This window comes from Providencia sp. M-27, assembly GCF_011077905.1.
GTDB classification, from domain to species: Bacteria; Pseudomonadota; Gammaproteobacteria; order Enterobacterales; family Enterobacteriaceae; genus Providencia; species Providencia huaxiensis.
In genome coordinates, this window is sequence record NZ_JAALBT010000004.1 from 54,490 (window position 1) to 71,804 (window position 17,315).

Genomic DNA, 17,315 nt, shown 5'->3' on the forward strand with positions numbered 1-17,315 from the left:
CAACCAATGGAGTGAATATGAGCGTACTACGTTCGTTATTAACTGCTGGGGTGCTGGCAACAGGCTTATTATGGGCAACAGCCGCATCCACAACCCCACAAATGGCCCAAGAAAATGCAGAAGGCCGTTGGGTTGTTACGCAGCAACGCAGTGCTGACAAAGCCTGTTTAGACTGCCATAAGCCTGACCAAGAAGGCATGCATGGTACCCACGCAGAAGTGATTAACCCTAACAATAATTTACCCGTAACTTGCACCAATTGCCACGGTAACCCAGGGCCTGATCACCGTGAAGGCGTCAAAGATGTCATGCGCTTTAACAACCCAATATATACCGTTGAGCAACAAAACAGTGTCTGTCTATCATGTCACTTGCCAGAACAACTGCAAAAAGCGTTCTGGCCTCATGATGTCCACGTCACCAAAGTGGCCTGCGCAAGTTGCCATGACCTTCACCCGAAACAAGACACCATGAAGGTACTGACTGATAAGGGCAAAGTAAAAATCTGCGTCGATTGTCACTCAGACCAACGCAATAACCCTGATTTCAACCCAGCAGCGGTGAAATTGCGTAAGGAGCAGCCATGAGTTGTTCTCGTCGTCAATTCATTATTTACTCAGGAGCACTGGCGGCGGTAGGAGGAGTTGCTAGCCATGCGCTAGCTAACACCATGAAAATAGATGGCGTTCGCTACGGCATGGTGCACGATGAAAATCTGTGCATCGGCTGTACGGCGTGTATGGATGCATGCCGAGAGGTTAACCAAGTGCCGGAAGGTGTTTCGCGGTTAACTATCATCCGTAGTGAGCCTATTGGCCAGTTTCCTGATGTTAAATACCGTTTTTTTCGCCACTCCTGTCAACATTGTGAAAGTGCACCTTGTGTCGATGTTTGCCCTACTGGTGCCTCTTTTATTGATAAAACGACAGGGATTGTTGATGTCAACCCCGACTTATGTGTCGGCTGCCAATATTGTATTGCGGCCTGCCCTTATCGCGTCAGGTTTATTCACCCCATCAATAAAACCGCAGATAAATGCGATTTCTGCCGTAAAACGAATCTAAAACAGGGTAAGCAGCCGGCTTGCGTCGAATCTTGCCCGACCAAAGCATTAACCTTTGGTAATTTAGATGACCCTAAGAGCGATATTTCGTTGATGCTAAAAGAAAAACCGACTTATCGATTCAAAATTGCACTCGGTACTCACCCCAAAATGTATCGGGTTCCGTTCAAATATGGGGAGGTTAGCCAATGACAACAGCTTCTGCTTTCCATTTTGAATCCTTAGTGTGGGACTGGCCCATTGCGGTTTACTTATTTTTAATTGGTATTTCAGCTGGGCTCGTGGTGCTTGCGGTGCTTATGCGCCAGTATTATCCCACTGCGGCTGGCAGTGATAGCACAATCATGCGCACAACACTGATTTTGGCGCCGACCACGATCATCTTTGGGTTATTGATCTTAATTCTCCATTTAACGCGTCCATGGACGTTTTGGAAATTAATGTTTCATTACAGCCCAACTTCAGTGATGTCGATGGGGGTGATGTTATTCCAAGTATATATGGCGGTACTTGTTATTTGGCTGGCTAAAATCTATGAAAAAGAGCTCATTGTTTTACAGCAAAAATGGCTGCCAAAATTGACGCTGATCCCAAGAGTATTAACCCTACTAAACCGTGCGATGCGTTTTCTCGATATTGTAATGCTAATATTGGCTGTTTTGCTTGGGGCTTATACTGGTTTTTTACTTTCAGCATTAAAATCTTATCCATTCTTAAACAACCCATTATTACCGGCTTTATTCCTATTCTCAGGAATATCTTCAGGTATCGCGGTATCGTTAATGGCAATCGCATTGCGCTATCGTAAAAATATCCATAATACTGAAACCGCATTTTTACATCGTATCGAAGGCTTTGTGATTTGGTTGGAGATATTCCTATTAGCGGCCTTTTTCGTCGGGCTAGCATTAGGAGACGATGGGAAAATTCGCTCATTAATTGCCGCATTAGGTGGTGGTTTCTGGACTTGGTGGTTTTGGATTGGCGTTGTTGGGTTTGGTTTTATTATTCCTCTTCTATTCAAAAAATGGATGGATAAAGGGCAAGGTGCAGTAAGAGTATTGATTATCAGTGGTGCAAGCCTACTGGGTGTCTTCTGCTTACGCTTTTTTGTGTTATACGCAGGGCAGTTGACCGTTGCATAATTCACTCAACAATAAGGGTAATCATTGGAACTAATACTCCCAGAAATTGGCTTTCTCTGCCTAACATTGGCACTTTGTATTGCCTGTTTTCAAGCATCATGTGGAGTTATTGGTTTTTTACGCCATATTCCGAGGCAAATGCCTCGGAATGTCCTTTGGACCTACTTACAATTTCTTTTCTTACTCGTTGCTTATTTTTGTTTAACCATCAGTTTTATTCAAAGTGACTTTTCTGTCGTATATGTGGCGCAGCATAGTCACAGGTTATCGCCACTATATATTAAAATTGCGGCAGTATGGGGAGGCCATGAAGGGTCAATATTTCTTTGGTTGCTGTTTATTTCAGCTTGGAGTTGTCTATTTGCTTGGCGTTATCGTCGGCAAACTCACCCTGTATTTCCCCTCACATTAACCCTACTTGCCATTATTAGTGCAGCATTATTACTGTTTATCGTCTTTTATTCCGACCCTTTTGTACGCATTTTCCCACCCGCTATAGAAGGACGAGATCTCAACCCAATGCTGCAACATTGGGGGCTAATATTGCACCCTCCGCTACTTTATTTAGGCTATAGCGGGTTAATGGTCGTGACCGCCTTGGCACTTGCATCCACGCTGTGCGGGCAATTTAACCAAACTATTTCAGGACTTTGTTGGCGCTTTGTCGTTCCTAGTTGGTGCATACTCACTTTGGGTATCACTTTAGGGTCATGGTGGGCATACAGCGAACTTGGTTGGGGAGGATGGTGGTTTTGGGACCCCGTAGAAAATGCGTCGCTGTTGCCATGGTTAAGTGCAACCGCGTTACTCCACAGCCTCAGCGTTACATACAAAACAGGTCATTATCGCCATTGGTCAATACTACTGGCGATCCTCACGTTTATTTTATCTCTATTGGGCACGCTGATTGTCCGTTCAGGTATTTTAATGTCTGTCCATGCGTTTGCTTTGGATAACGTTAGGGCTGTTCCCCTCTTTTTATTGTTCAGTTTTCTGAGTTTCGGTGCTTTATGTATATATGGCTGGAAAGCTAAAAATATTGATGATTCACCAACCAACATTAATCGCCGTCAGCTTTACTTATTACTCACGTTAATCCTATTTTCAACCGTATTATTTATTGTCCTAACGGGCACACTTTACCCAATGATTTACACATTATTTGGTTGGGGAAAAATATCGGTTGGGGCACCTTATTTTAATCAAACATTATTACCATTTGGTATTTTGATGCTAATTATAATGGCGGTCAGTGCCATTTACCCGCAGAACAAAACTCGCATTAAACCCCGATGGCGTATTCTTTTAATCATACTTCCCAGTATGTTATTAAGCTTCTTTCTTTGGCCTAAAGGGCTTATTATCGCCCTTTCTTGTGGCTTTTTATTTGCAATTTTGCTTATCTTTTGGCTACGTCCTATGCACGCTATTCGACAACAATTCCCATCCCTTATTGCTCATTCAGGGGTTGTGATTTTTGCAGCTGGCATTGCCTTGTCAGTTGGTAGCCACCACGAAACCAGTGTTAGTCTTTCTATTGGGCAATCTATTTCTCTCGCAGGTTATCAATTTCAATTCAACGAGCTGCAGCTTGGTGCTAAATCTAACTACACAACCGAAAAAGCCATCATACAAATTAGCAAAGCGGATCAACCGTTACACCAGTTAATCACTGAGCGCCGCTTTTATACCGCTCGTCAGCAATTAATGATTGAACCCGGTATATATTGGGGGTGGCTACGTAATTGGTATGCGGTATTAGGTGAGAAAACGGGAGCAAATAGTTATGCAATACGTCTTTACGTCCAAGATGGCATTCAATGGATTTGGAGCGGTGCATTTGTGATGTGTTTTGGCCTATTAATAAGCTGGATAAAAAGGAGGATAAGAAATGCTTAAAGCTCTATTCGCACTTTTTTTCCTATTTTGCTCTTTTATATCCAATGCTCAAATTGTTGATGTGTGGCAATTTAATTCCATTGAAGAACAAGAATATTCTTTGCAGATAGCCTCACAATTACGTTGCCCTCAGTGCCAAAACCAAAACTTACTCGAATCTAATGCCCCGACAGCTGTCAGTATGCGTCATCAAGTCTTCAAAATGGTCGCTGAAGGGAAAGATAAAGCACAAATTATGCACTATATGACCGAGCGATATGGTGATTTTGTACTGTATAATCCACCGCTGACTTTTGGAACTGCCCTGCTTTGGGTTTTACCTGGAATTGCTTTAGTTGGAATTTTTTATTTAACGTTCAAATTCAACCGGTCACATAAACAACGGATCATAGAGAACAACTTTAGCCATCGACAGATATCCGAACAGTTATTATCCTCAGATACAACAACACCATCAGCTGTCCGGCTACAGCATGTTAATAAAGTACTTACCATATTCATTGTGTCGGTCGTTGTTGGTTACTTTTTCTCACCTCGATTTGAATTAGCCTATCAGGAATACCAACGTATTTCCGATCCCTTGCTATCATTCACACCATTACAGCAAGAACAAAATGATTTATTACGTTTGCAAAATGATATTCGCCAATCACCTAAAAACAGTGAGCTTTGGGCTACACTAGGTGAATATTATCTCTATCAAAATAGTTATGATAATGCACTGATTGCTTATCAGAGAGCTCTAAAATATGGAGGGGAAAATGCTCAAATATATTCCGCTATTGCAACCGTACTATATTATCAAGCAGGCCAACACCTAACAGATGATGTTAGAGTTGTAATCAATAAAGCATTAGAGATTGATAATCAAGAAGTTACTGCTTTGATGCTAGTCGCTTCAGATGCCTTTATGAATGCAAATTATGAGCAAGCAATTGATATTTGGCAAAAGTTATTAGATAGTAATAGTTCCCGTATTAATCGCTCTCAGCTCATTGAAGCTATTCATATGGCAAAAATAATGAAGAATAAAAAAGGCTAATCTTATTTTTATTATTAACTTTGTTACTTTAGGGATTAATACATAATAAATTATCACAATAGTGATTAAATATCCCTTAATGAAATGTCTATTTATTTAAATGTGTAATTTTTCGTTTCTTATTGATTACCATTGTTTCCCTTCTATATTACTTCAAATAATCTTATGTTAGATTGGCTCCAGTTAATTACCCCAAATGTAATTCAAGTATATCCACCTAAGTGAAATTAACAATTAAATTTAGCTTAAGTGCGGAATATTTCATTTCCTTTATATATTTTGGCATTCTTTGGGGATATCAAAAATAATTACATAAGAAATAAACACTATGAAAAATAAAATATTTTCATTTTTAGTCGTCGGCTTAATTGCGGGCGCTTCCTTTATAGGAGGCGTTGTAAGTAACTATACACCTGATTTAGATATCGTAGAAAAATCTCAAAAAGCAGTTGAGGATTTTTTAGCATTCCCCAAAACAGCTGAATATAAAAATGTTAAATATCATGAGATAAGAGAAACCTTAGATCATGGTATGCTAGGCTATGTATGTGGTGAGGTACTTATTTTCACTAGCCAAAACTCATATTCATTTCAGCGCTTTGTGGTCAAAACCTACCTTCATAATGATGGGCGTAATGTTGTTTCTATTCCATTAATAGATAGAGATGATAAAGAGTTTCCTGATAATGATTTTAATGTTATTTGGAATAAGTATTGTAATAATTAAAGAGATATAAAACCCAGTTTTTTAATAAGATATTTCCGAGAGTCACTTTTAATACTTCATTAATATATTAAGAAAATTCCAATTAAGTAATTACTTATATTTAATACATAGATAGCTATAAAAAATATTTACCATATTATTATCTACAGATTATCTCACACCACTGTATATATTAAGATAAACTAACAAATATCTTTTGAAGAACAACAGCATGCCAGTCCTCCAGTTAACATTACTTCTTGTATTGGAGGACATTTTACTGACCCATATGAACAAAAAACACAGCAATCCCCCTTTAATGGCTTTAATAATACCCCACAGTGCTTACATTCATAAAACCATTGGCAAGCGTCTGTTGACATTTCCTCGACTTGTTTAAAATGACACTCTGGACATGTTAGTTCTGATTTCAGTTCTATATGAAATTTACTCATCGACTTTCCCATAATTTTTTATCACACAGGTAGCTAAGAGCAGCATCTATTGAATACTAAATTCATCGAGATTTCTTTGCGCTTATACCCTATTTAGTGCCAATTCATACTGTTTTCCTCGTCACGCACCTAGCGTACATCACCCATCTTTTAATAGTAATTCATTGTTGCTTGATATAAAGTCTCAGCCTTTTTTCAAAATCGTTATTTTGGAGGCGAAATGTTTATTGGTTTTGATTACGGTACATCTAACTGTGCTGTCGCGGTCATGAAAAACGGGGTACCCACACTATTACCATTAGAAGGCGATAGTGTTTATATCCCATCAACCTTATGCGCGCCAACAAGAGAATCAGTCTCTGAGCATTTATTTCGCCATTGCAAAATATCCCCTTCAAATGAAATCGGGCAGCAAATTTTAAAAAGATCTATCGCGTTTAACCGTGATGAAGGGATCGATTTAATGCCTGAAGACATCGTATTTGGACAAGCCGCTTTAGATTTATATTTAAGCGACCCTAGAGATGTTTATTATGTAAAATCTCCGAAATCATTTTTGGGGGCATCTGGCTTACATGATACCCAAATTAGTTTTTTTGAAGACCTTGTCTGCGCCATGATGAAAAATATAAAAGACACTGCAGAACAAAGGTTACAACAGATTATTGATGATACTGTCATTGGCCGACCTATTAACTTTCATGGTCGAGGGGGAGAGCTCTCGAACCAACAAGCTGAATCAATACTCTATCGTGCCGCAAAGCGCGCAGGGTTTAATCATATTGCTTTTCAATTCGAACCTGTTGCTGCGGGGCTTGAATATGAATCAACATTGAATAAAGACCAGATTATCCTAGTCGTTGATATTGGAGGAGGAACAACAGATTGTTCATTAATCCAAATGGGGCCAACTTATCGAAATGCACAGGACAGAACACAGTCTTTACTTGCTCATAGTGGGCAACGAGTGGGCGGAAACGACCTTGATATTTACCTTGCATTGAAACAATTGATGCCGCTATTTGGGATGGAGAGCCAATCTTTATCAGGTATTAAAATGCCATTTCTACAATTTTGGAACCCTATTGCCATTAATAATGTTGAAGCACAAAAAGAATTTTACTCACGACAAAATTTAACTGCGTTAACACGCCTAAAACAAGATGCAAAAGAGCCTCAAAAAATAGCTCGATTGTTAGAAGTCTATAATGAAACACTAGGTTATAGCTTAGTACGTAAAGCTGAAGAAGCTAAAATTGCTTTATCGGATACGCCTAGTTATTTAGCTCAAATTAAATTAACTTCTGAAAAACTAGAGGTGGATATTCCACATGAATACATGGTGGAATCAATTGAATCACCGAAAAGTAAAATGATTGAGTTAGTTAAAGAAGCAGTCAAGCAAGGAGGAGTCAAGCCAGATGCCATTTACATTACAGGCGGGAGTGCTCGCTCACCAGTATTACACCAGGCTATTAGCCAAGAATTACCTAATATTCCGATAGTACGTGGGGACGACTTTGGTTCCGTTACCGCAGGATTAACACGCTGGGCTGAAACGTGTTTTAAATAAACAACAGAAACACTAATAGCGCAGAATAAATAAGATTCATATTTAGACTGCGCTATTGATACAAATCTTATTTCTTAACTTTATGAACAATATCAAAGTACTTATCTTTATTATCTTGCTCTGGATAAATACGATATGTGTATTCTTCTGGGGTTACTGTGACATTTTCGACAACACGAGTAAATAAGACTTTACCATCGCCATCTTTTGCTGTTAATGAGCGGCTTTTGCCATTTTCATCAAATGACCAGTCACCTTTCATTTTAGGCTTTCCATCAAACGTGGTCATATTAAATGTACCATCTGGATAATACTCCGCTAAACCAAAAAAGTTAGCGACTTGTTTATCATCCGCATTAACTTCTTTTTTATCTTGATCTAAAGCTTCTGTCGTTGTCCAAACTTTGCCTACCATAATTTCTTCGTAAGCATTTAATTTATGTTCCGCACTCTGCGATTGGCTTGCTGCTGGAGTTGTCGCTGCCTGAACAGCAAATGACATAGTAGATACAACAGCAAAAAGTGTAGGTACTAATAATTTTTTCATTTTTATCCTCTAATAAATTAACTCAAACAACAATTTGATTAAGTTCAGATTAGCGATATAAAACCAATTTTTAAAATTATATTACGTTTATTTACAAGATAACATCTTATTACATTTAATATATATTGTTTTACAATATAAAATATATCGAAAATTAACAACTTTTAGCATTAACAATCTTAATCTTGGCTATTAAGCAACTTATTGACCAACCAATAACCGGCTTTTCCCGGTGGATTATTCTTAGACCAAACTAAATCCACATCAATTTTTCGAGGCCATAAATCATAATTAATACTCACCAAACGATTATGGCCAAATTGCTTAACTAACCATGTCGGTAATATAGCCCACCCAGCACCTTGTTCTGCCATTTCTAATAATAGTAAATAATTAGGTGCAAACCAGTTCTTTTCACTATTAATAATCATTTGGCTACTACTGCTTAGCCGTAGTTGGCGTGTCATTGTTAAATGCTGATAAGTTATTTTTTTCTCTTTAGCTAATGGATGGCTATTTAATACATACAAACCTAGTTCACCTTGAATAGGTAAACGAGAAAAGGAAATATCCGCAGGATATTCTGTTCGGGATTCCATCATTCCAACATGAGCTTGCTGGTTTTGGATCATTTCGATAACGTCATTATTTTCTGCAATTAAAAATTCGAATTCAAGATGTGGAAATTGCCTATCTAATGTCGTTAAAATATGCTCAGCATGTGGAGGTTGATAAATATCTGAAAAAGCACAACTTAGTCTAGGTTCAATATCTGGCAGTAATTCAACTCTTAGCGCTTGAAGACGCTCGTCTGCCGATAAAATATCCTCAACTAAACTCAAAACTTTTCTACCCGCAAAAGTTAATGTTGATTCACGCCCCTGCCTATTAAACAGCACAAACCCTAAATCATCTTCAAAACCACTGATCGTTGAGCTGACGGTTGATTGGCTTTTATTCAATTTACGTGCTGCAGCAGAAAATGATTTTAAGGATGCTGCCTCCACAAAGGTACGCAATGTTTCTATAGAATAATTCATAAGGTATCGCTTTTTTCGATGGCTGCCATTTTGTATATATATAAAAAATAGCAAATAATTGCACCCGATTTTTACCCAAAAAATAATTTTCCATATCTTTGAGGTAGTTATGAGCAAGCATACAAAAACATTAACTGAACGAATTTTTCATGCAGTTTCATTTGAAGTCATTGCTATCGCAATAACTGCACCGGTCAGTGCGTGGCTTTTAGGACGCTCAATTTTCCAAATGGGAACAGTGGCGATTGTCTTATCGACACTAGCAATGCTATTAAACGTAGTTTATAACATGATCTTTGACCGTTATTGGCCTTTGTCTAAGGGGCCTCGCCCAGCCAAAGTGCGCGTTTTTCACGCCATTGGTTTTGAATTAAGCTTTGTTATCATGGGTGTACCCATGTTGGCGTTTTTACTCAAAATGTCATTCTTAGATGCATTCTTACTTGAAATCGGCTTTTTTGCCTTTTTCTTATTTTATACCTATGCATTTAACCTCGGATATGACAACTTACGTGACCGTTGGTTTGCGAATAAAGAGAACACAATACACGTATCAGAAACAGTGGTTAAACGCTCTTAATTTAAAATATTAATTAAATATTCTAACGCCGTGTAGCTTATTATCTACACGGCGTTATTTGTATTTCAAGACACCGATAAAGACGCCAAAGTAATTCTCTTTTCTTTTGTGAATGTAAAATGATGAATGCGTTTTATGCACTCATCATTTGCATAGATATCAATTTTATCATTGAACACGATCACCTATATTTACGGCATCGCAATGATTATTTCTACGATAACTTTATAAAAATACAGCTTAGATAGTTTATCTATTCAATAACATACCTAAGATAGAGTGTGAAAATGGGCGTTAAAAATACTTTGCCTTCATTTTTGAGAACTTATTTATATAAAGTTATCCATTATTTTGTCCAAAATATAGGCAATGTTATTTAAAGGTATTCCGATGAACAAATTATTTATTTCCTCTGCATTTTTACTGGTATTTAGTCTAAGTGCTCAAGCAGACGTAACTGCCCATAAAAATGCCATTATTTCTCTCAATTTTATTGAAAATAATACCGCTTATGCAAACCAAGCGGCTATTGCTAACCATGCAAAAGCCGCTAATTTATCTCCTAATGGTATTCAAGGTGTTACGAAATCTTTTGCACAAATGAATTTGCATGAAAAAGCAGTTACTGCATTAAGTTTCAATGAAAATAGTATGTCCGCAGCAAATCAAGCAGCGATTAATTCACATATAAAAGCGGGTAATTTATCAACAAATAAAATTAATGGTATCAGTAAAAGCTTTTTAGCGATGGATGACCATGAAAAAGCCGCTGTCGCCTTGAGTTTTACCGAAAACAACCAATCCCCTTCAATCAAATACTCAGTACAACAACACTTAAGTAGGAGCCAGACAAAGTCGTAAAAAAGAGAATAGTATTTAGCTGATTTATCACATAGTTAGCCTCATTAAGGCTTGGTTACTCACCAAGCCTTTTTATTTGAAATAATATTCCTTAAAAATCAAAGGATTAATATGTAATGAAATACGCTCATCAAAGTTGATAATAACTATCATTTGCAATTGATAATTATTAACATATAATTCGAGTCATTATTTTATCTTATGAGTTACAGTTCAAACATAACTACTTAATACCTATATGGTTTGCCCTCTTTAGGTTCAGTGAGAAAAAATATTGAGGTTTTATGATGAGTCGAAAATTAGTGACTTTTATTCTATCAATAACATTACATGTTCTTGTTATTGGGTATTTAACCTATGTTACGGCTCAATCATTATCCTTAAAAAACCAAGCACAACAGGATGCGCCTATTATCTCGATCGCATTAACTCAAGCTGTCAACGTTGCAGAACCTGAAGAGATCCCCCAACCTACAGACCCCCTTCGTGAGGTAAAAATAGATCCCAGCCCAATAGCGGAACACGCTGCTATTGTTGTACCTAAAAAACCAAAAAAGGTGATAAAAACACAAAAAGAGCCTATAAAACCTAGAAAACTGACTAACAGAACTGAAAATAGTCATAAACAAGCTGATTCAGAGGTTAAAAATGATTTACCGATCGCACAACAACAAAAAGCAGGTGACCTTGTTTCGTCTCAATCAGCAGGAATAAAAGGCCCCAAAAACCAATATGCAACGAGTGATACTAATAGCCAATTAATTAATGCTTACCGTGAAAAACTACGCCAAGAAGTTGAGAGAAATAAACAATACCCTCGCCGCGCAAAAAAAATGAAAAACCGTGGTATCGCAACAATTCAATTTCAATTAAGCCAAACCGGAGAAATTAGCTTAATTCGCTTAGCAAGTAGTTCAGGAAGTGATTTATTGGACCAGGCTGCTTTACTTGCAGTACAAAAAAGTCGTTCTGTCGGTAAACCACCAGCAGGTTTTGCTCAATCGATAACACTCAATATTGAATTTAATTAACCACTTTTGAAAATAAAAACTATTCTCACTAAAAAGTTACACCTTAATAGGATATTAGATATTCAATTTATAGCTTGCTTAACATTGGGGCTAGCTTTCTGGATTTACCCGCATGTTAAAATGAAGAACCCTTCAATTATTGGGCTATTAGTCGCCGTCTTATTAGTAATTCTTGGTGAATTGATTGGTAGAGGCATATTCTACGGGCTGCATATGACTGTGGGTATGGCGGTTGTAGGCTAATTACTAATCCATTGTTTTTGCGATGATAAGAAGGACAATTACCTTCTTATCATCGACAACAATCTCATGTTTCGCTACGATCACATCAACGCATCATCATCAACATAGCAAGTGGACAAATATGGAACAAAAATTATTGGCAGATTTTTCGCTTTGCGCGCAAACTTTGGGAGCATTATTTTATTATGATCCTTCTGATGCACGCGTAAATACGTTAATTGATTTATTTACAACGAGCGAATGGTTAGCTGAGTGGCCATTTACTCAGGATTATGATTGCCAATCTATTGATAAACTCTTTCAAGATAGTCTTTCTGAAACAGAAACATTACAAGAAGCCTACCAGCGCTTATTTATTGGCCCTTATGCATTACCTGCACCACCTTGGGGTTCCGTTTATCTTGATAAAGAAAATGTTATTTTTGGTATTTCGACACTTGAATTAAGAGCATGGCTTCGTAATAACCAAATTAATATTGAATTAAATCAAAAAGAACCAGAAGATCATGTAGGGCTATTATTTCTTCTCACCGCTTGGGTGATTGAAAATAAACCAGAATTATTACGTGAATTTCTAGAAATACATTTTTTACCTTGGGTATATCGCTATTTAGAAAAAATGCAATTGCAAAGTGGGAATGCATTTTATGTAGCCAGCGCGCTGCTCGCGACTGAAACTTTAAAACATATCCAACAAGTTGTTCAATTAAATCCTGTCAATAAAGAAATCTGTCTTTAATTTTACCTTACTCAAATAAGTATTTTGCGAAGTATAACGCCCTCTAAATAATCTGACTATTTAGAGGGCTTAAAATATTATGGGGGTTTTTTAGGTGTATGGCAGGTATCACTCAGAAGTAAAATGCATCACTAATGGCCTAATTACTGAACCTGCGATAAAGCAGAATCGACATCAGCGAGTAAATCATCTATATCTTCACAGCCCAATGAGAACCGTAATAACCCATCTGTTACGCCTTGCAATAATCTCTCCTCATCAGGAATACAAGCATGGGACATCATTCTGGGGTAGGAAATAATTGACTCAATTCCCCCTAAGCTGACCGCAACAAGTGGAATACGAACCGTATCTAAAAATCGTTTTACGTTTTCATAACTCCCTAAATCAAAGGAAACCACCATTCCGCCATTTTTAGACTGCTGCATATGAGTCATATGATTTGGGTGTGAAGCTAACCCCGGATAAAAAACGTGTTGTACTTTTGGGTGCTCATTCAGATATTCTGCAAGCTTTTGTGCATTTTCACTGGCTCGTTCAACTCGCATTGCCATTGATTTTAAACCACGCATCGTCAGCCAGCTGTCAAATGGTGCAGCAATACTACCAATAGCAACTGCTGACTTATGTAACCACCTAGCGTATTCAGCGTTATTCGTTGCTACCGTCCCCAAGATCACATCACTGTGGCCATTAATAAATTTAGTCGCGCTATTAATAGAAAAATCGATTCCAAGAGAGATAACATCTGATAACAATGGCGTCATAAAGGTATTATCACAGATGGTGATCATATTATGCTGTTTCGCTATCCCAATAACAGTTTTTAAGTCAGTCACTTGTAATGTTGGATTAGATGGCGTTTCAATATAAAACGCTTTGGTGTTTTCCGTTATGGCTTGCTGATAATTCATTGGATTGGTCGCATCAACAAAGGTCACTGAAATTCCATAACGAGGCAGAAACTCAGTCATTAATTGAAAAGAACCACCGTAAATATTTTTGCAGGCAACGATATGGTCGCCCTGACTAAAATTAAGCAATACGGCACTTATTGCTGCCATTCCTGAAGAAAAAACCTCAGCAAATTTTGCATTTTCAATTGCGCAAATAGCCTCACTTAATGCATCTCTCGTTGGATTGGAAAAACGCGAATAAATATGGTCGTAACTTTCCTCAATATTGGCTTGTGAAAAAGTCGATGATTGATATAACGGGATAGAGGAACTTCCGGTATATTTATCCGTCATGGGGTAACCATGAATAACCTTAGTATTAATTTTCATAAATAAATCGCATTATCAAAAGTGTATTTAATCATTGCTACATTGATTTCAGAATAAGCAAAAATAGCGAGTGCACCACTCGTATAAATATCACGACCTAAGTATTCTGAAAGATTATTTAATTTTGCTAACGGTGTTAGCCCTTGAAGTAAATCTATTTTATTTATGGCGACTGATCGTTGTCTAATATTCGTTGAATTATTCACCTTATTAGTATGTAAAACCTAAATAGAGGTAAACCATCAGCGCAAATGCAGCTGTCACAGTGGCATAAGGCATTTGGGTACGAATGTGCTCAATATGGTCACAATCTGTTGCCATAGACGCCACAATTGCATCACTGGAAATGGGTGATGTCATGTCTCCGTATATTGAACCTGCAATGGCTGCACCAATCATATATTCAACAGGCATTCCAACTGAAAGCCCTAACTGCACACCGATTGGGATCATAATGGCAAATGTTCCCCACGATGTTCCCGTTGCTAATGACATCACCGCACTGATTAAAAAGATAAAACCAATTGAGAAAGCCGGCGAAATAACACCCGAGGTGACTTCTGCGATATAAGCACCGGTATTTAAATCGGAAGAAACGGTTCCCATTAAAAAAGCGAGGATCATCACTGAGCTAATTTTTACCATGCTGGCATAGCCGATATATAATTCTTTAAAGAAAGTCTCAATATTGAGTACTCGACGCGCTAAGAACCATACAAAAGAGACTAAAGTTCCAAACATGACTCCCCAATATACCGATGTTGAACCACTACCTTTACTAAAATCCCCATTACCTGTGATATAAAGCGCAACAGGTACCATTAAGACCGTTGATAAAATTGGGATAAAGAAGTTAAGAGAGGTATGACAATTAGGGTGATCAATAATATCTTCATCATCCTGCTCAGTTTCTTCCGCGGATAACAGCGTTAAAGCCTGCTGCTCTGCACGTAAATCTGCCTTTTTCATTGGCCCCCAAGACACATTGGAGAAAATATAAAATAGCACTGAAGCGAGAGAAAACCACGCCATGATATTAAATACCATGGAGCCGGCTAAAATTTCAAAAGGTTCTCCAGTAATAAGGCCTTTAGATATTTGTACACCAATAACGCCCATCATTGCCGCTCCCCAACCATTGATCATGGCTGATGAACACACTGATACACAGGAAGTCTGCACAATGTAGGACATTTTTTCTGGCGAAACACCGTATTTTTTCGCTAATGTTTTTGTTGATGCTCCAGCAATTAATTGGTTAATAGAGCTTTCAATAAAAATTAATGATGTAATAATCATCGCCATTAATTGAACAGCTTTTTTATTTTTAATTAACTTTGTTTTATTCGTTAATAATTTAACTAATGATCGCACACCACCAGTAACAACGACTAGCCGCATAATACCGCCAATCATAACCATAAATAGAATTGTTTTAGTATTTCCCGGTGATGCAAATGTATTGATAATACCATCGAGCGTTCCATTTATACCCAATAATATATTGTGATCATATATAACGGTAAAACCAACTAATATCCCCAGTAATAATGACAATATAACTTGTCGTGTAAAAATGGCTAAAAGTATCGTCACCATTGGCGTGACAATGGTCCAAATTCCATAATCATTCATTAGATGCTCTCTTATTATATTTTATTTTGATTTTAATAAATTAAGATAATGCGTTTTCTAAATCATTTAATAAGTCTGTGATATCTTCAATGCCTACAGATAAACGTAACGTAGTATCATAGACATGGATACTTTCTCTTTCTTCTTTTGTCATCGACCCATGTGACATGGTTGCCGAATGGTTTACCATGCTCTCAACACCACCTAGCGATTCCGCTAAAACAAAATATTTAACTTTAGATAAAAATATTTTGGTGTCTTCAATATCCCCTTTCAAATTAATCGTCACAACCGCTCCACCTGTACGCATTTGTTTTTTGCATAATTCATGTTGTGGATGTGAAGCTAACCCCGGGTAATAAACCTGCTCCACCTTCGGGTGAGTTGATAAATATTTCGCGACTTGTGCTGCATTGCTACATTGTGCCGCCATACGTAAAGCCAATGTTTTTAATCCACGTAAAGCAAGGTAGGCGTCAAAAGGAGAGGCAATTGCTCCAAGGGTCGTTTTTAGAAAATCGAGGCGGCTGGCTAAGTCTTCTCTTTGGGTGATCACCGCACCACCAATTAAATCGGAATGGCCACCAATATATTTACTTGCCGATAACATCACTAAATCGGCTCCTAATTCTAATGGTTTTTGGTTCCAAGCTGTTGCAAATGTATTATCAACACAAGTTAAAATATTATGCTCTTTGGCAAGTGAACAAATGACATTGATATCAACTAATTCTAATAATGGATTAGTTGGGCTTTCAATCCAAATTAAGCGTGTGTTATCTTTTATTTTTGTTTTAACTTCATCAAGATTATTCAAATCAACATAGTCTATTTGGTGACCGCTATTAATGGTTGAAACTCGTTCAAATAACCGAAATGTTCCACCATAAACACCTTTCATCGCAATAATATGTGAATCTTTTGGTAATAAATTTAATACTAAACTTGAAGCAGCCACACCGGAAGCCGTTGCTGTTGCATAGCTTCCACCTTCGATTTCAGCTAATAAGGTTTCATATGCATAACGCGTTGGGTTGCTGCAACGTGAATAACAATATTCGCCATGCTCGGTTAAACTTTGTTGAACAAATGTACTGGCCGTTGTAATAGCAGGAAAAATAGCATGATTAACAGTATCTTGCTGCTTCCCACCATGAATTAAAACTGTAGCAATATTCTTAGTCATAATCTAAAACCCAATATAGTAAAATAAAAACGATATCTTTATATTTGTTGCCAAAAGAAATATGCCACAGGGAAATAGAAAATTTTTTCTAAAAACTGATGCCTTTTTCCAAATTAAGAGAAAACTTTTCTATTTGGATGTTAATATTCTTTAAATTCATAACGTTAGTTAATTACCAGCAAATGAGCTAGCCGTCACAATATTATTATTTTGTTTATCCTTCACAATCAACCATATCGCAAGAATCATATAACCCATTAAAATAAAACAATAAATGTTTTGTT

General features: G+C 37.4%; 18 protein-coding genes. 12 read left to right on the forward strand and 6 right to left on the reverse strand.

Annotated features, from left to right (window positions below; all coding sequences use genetic code 11):
• Nucleotides 1–17 precede the first annotated feature (17 nt).
• From nrfB to G6Q48_RS07675, 6 genes are all read left to right on the forward strand, one after another.
• Nucleotides 18–587: a cytochrome c nitrite reductase pentaheme subunit gene (gene nrfB, locus G6Q48_RS07650; RefSeq protein WP_166265498.1), complete on the forward strand. Its 570-nt coding sequence runs from the start codon at nt 18–20 to the stop codon at nt 585–587.
• Nucleotides 584–1,255 carry a cytochrome c nitrite reductase Fe-S protein gene (nrfC, locus tag G6Q48_RS07655; RefSeq protein ID WP_102139981.1) on the forward strand — a complete coding sequence of 224 codons (672 nt, stop codon included), beginning with the start codon at nt 584–586 and terminating at the stop codon, nt 1,253–1,255. Before nrfB ends, nrfC begins: the two co-directional genes overlap by 4 nt.
• Complete coding sequence (gene nrfD, locus G6Q48_RS07660) at nt 1,252–2,208, forward strand: cytochrome c nitrite reductase subunit NrfD (protein ID WP_166265501.1); 957 nt, start codon at nt 1,252–1,254, stop codon at nt 2,206–2,208. The genes nrfC and nrfD overlap by 4 nt, the downstream gene beginning before the upstream one ends.
• 24 nt (nt 2,209–2,232) lie before the next feature.
• A complete protein-coding gene (locus tag G6Q48_RS07665; protein WP_166265504.1) occupies nt 2,233–4,107 on the forward strand; it encodes a heme lyase CcmF/NrfE family subunit in 1,875 nt (624 codons plus the stop codon).
• Nucleotides 4,100–5,149, forward strand: a complete 1,050-nt coding sequence (gene nrfF, locus G6Q48_RS07670; protein ID WP_166265507.1) for a heme lyase NrfEFG subunit NrfF — start codon at nt 4,100–4,102, stop codon at nt 5,147–5,149. Before G6Q48_RS07665 ends, nrfF begins: the two co-directional genes overlap by 8 nt.
• A gap of 328 nt (nt 5,150–5,477) precedes the next feature.
• Nucleotides 5,478–5,876: a hypothetical protein gene (locus G6Q48_RS07675; RefSeq protein ID WP_102139985.1), complete on the forward strand. Its 399-nt coding sequence runs from the start codon at nt 5,478–5,480 to the stop codon at nt 5,874–5,876.
• A gap of 182 nt (nt 5,877–6,058) precedes the next feature.
• On the opposite strand, the gene G6Q48_RS22515 is transcribed toward G6Q48_RS07675, so the two are convergent.
• Nucleotides 6,059–6,322, reverse strand: a complete 264-nt coding sequence (locus G6Q48_RS22515; protein WP_425516735.1) for a GDCCVxC domain-containing (seleno)protein — start codon at nt 6,320–6,322, stop codon at nt 6,059–6,061.
• Nucleotides 6,323–6,530: 208 nt separating this feature from the next.
• Here G6Q48_RS22515 and yegD point away from each other — a divergent pair, with 208 nt between their 5' ends.
• Nucleotides 6,531–7,883: a molecular chaperone gene (yegD, locus tag G6Q48_RS07685; RefSeq protein ID WP_166265510.1), complete on the forward strand. Its 1,353-nt coding sequence runs from the start codon at nt 6,531–6,533 to the stop codon at nt 7,881–7,883.
• Nucleotides 7,884–7,950: 67 nt separating this feature from the next.
• On the opposite strand, the gene G6Q48_RS07690 is transcribed toward yegD, so the two are convergent.
• Both G6Q48_RS07690 and G6Q48_RS07695 read right to left on the reverse strand, forming a co-directional pair.
• Nucleotides 7,951–8,430, reverse strand: a complete 480-nt coding sequence (locus tag G6Q48_RS07690) for a DUF4822 domain-containing protein (protein WP_102139988.1) — start codon at nt 8,428–8,430, stop codon at nt 7,951–7,953.
• Between the two features lie 179 nt (nt 8,431–8,609).
• The gene (locus G6Q48_RS07695; RefSeq protein WP_102139989.1) at nt 8,610–9,470 is read right to left on the reverse strand and encodes a LysR family transcriptional regulator; all 861 of its coding nucleotides are present in this window, start codon (nt 9,468–9,470) and stop codon (nt 8,610–8,612) included.
• 109 nt (nt 9,471–9,579) lie between these two features.
• Here G6Q48_RS07695 and G6Q48_RS07700 point away from each other — a divergent pair, with 109 nt between their 5' ends.
• The 5 genes from G6Q48_RS07700 to dmsD all read left to right on the forward strand — a co-directional run bounded on the left by G6Q48_RS07700 (nt 9,580) and on the right by dmsD (nt 12,924).
• Nucleotides 9,580–10,050, forward strand: a complete 471-nt coding sequence (locus G6Q48_RS07700; RefSeq protein ID WP_166265513.1) for a multidrug/biocide efflux PACE transporter — start codon at nt 9,580–9,582, stop codon at nt 10,048–10,050.
• Nucleotides 10,051–10,440: 390 nt separating this feature from the next.
• On the forward strand, nt 10,441–10,911 hold the full coding sequence (locus tag G6Q48_RS07705; RefSeq protein ID WP_166265516.1) for a hypothetical protein: 471 nt from the start codon (nt 10,441–10,443) through the stop codon (nt 10,909–10,911).
• A 284-nt stretch (nt 10,912–11,195) separates the two neighbouring features.
• Complete coding sequence (locus G6Q48_RS07710; protein WP_166265519.1) at nt 11,196–11,942, forward strand: energy transducer TonB; 747 nt, start codon at nt 11,196–11,198, stop codon at nt 11,940–11,942.
• Nucleotides 11,943–12,026: 84 nt separating this feature from the next.
• Nucleotides 12,027–12,185, forward strand: a complete 159-nt coding sequence (locus G6Q48_RS07715) for a DmsC/YnfH family molybdoenzyme membrane anchor subunit (protein WP_281412816.1) — start codon at nt 12,027–12,029, stop codon at nt 12,183–12,185.
• Nucleotides 12,186–12,306: 121 nt separating this feature from the next.
• Nucleotides 12,307–12,924, forward strand: a complete 618-nt coding sequence (gene dmsD, locus G6Q48_RS07720; protein ID WP_166265522.1) for a Tat proofreading chaperone DmsD — start codon at nt 12,307–12,309, stop codon at nt 12,922–12,924.
• A 143-nt stretch (nt 12,925–13,067) separates the two neighbouring features.
• Here the strand turns inward: dmsD and G6Q48_RS07725 are convergent, their stop codons facing one another.
• From G6Q48_RS07725 to G6Q48_RS07735, 3 genes are all read right to left on the reverse strand, one after another.
• Nucleotides 13,068–14,210 (reverse strand): trans-sulfuration enzyme family protein, encoded by a 1,143-nt coding sequence (locus tag G6Q48_RS07725; protein ID WP_102139997.1) that lies wholly within the window; start codon nt 14,208–14,210, stop codon nt 13,068–13,070.
• Between the two features lie 210 nt (nt 14,211–14,420).
• Nucleotides 14,421–15,845, reverse strand: a complete 1,425-nt coding sequence (locus tag G6Q48_RS07730; RefSeq protein WP_166265525.1) for a Na+/H+ antiporter NhaC family protein — start codon at nt 15,843–15,845, stop codon at nt 14,421–14,423.
• A gap of 40 nt (nt 15,846–15,885) precedes the next feature.
• Entirely contained in the window at nt 15,886–17,031 is a 1,146-nt protein-coding gene (locus tag G6Q48_RS07735) for a trans-sulfuration enzyme family protein (protein WP_102140000.1), read from the reverse strand.
• Nucleotides 17,032–17,315 lie beyond the last annotated feature (284 nt).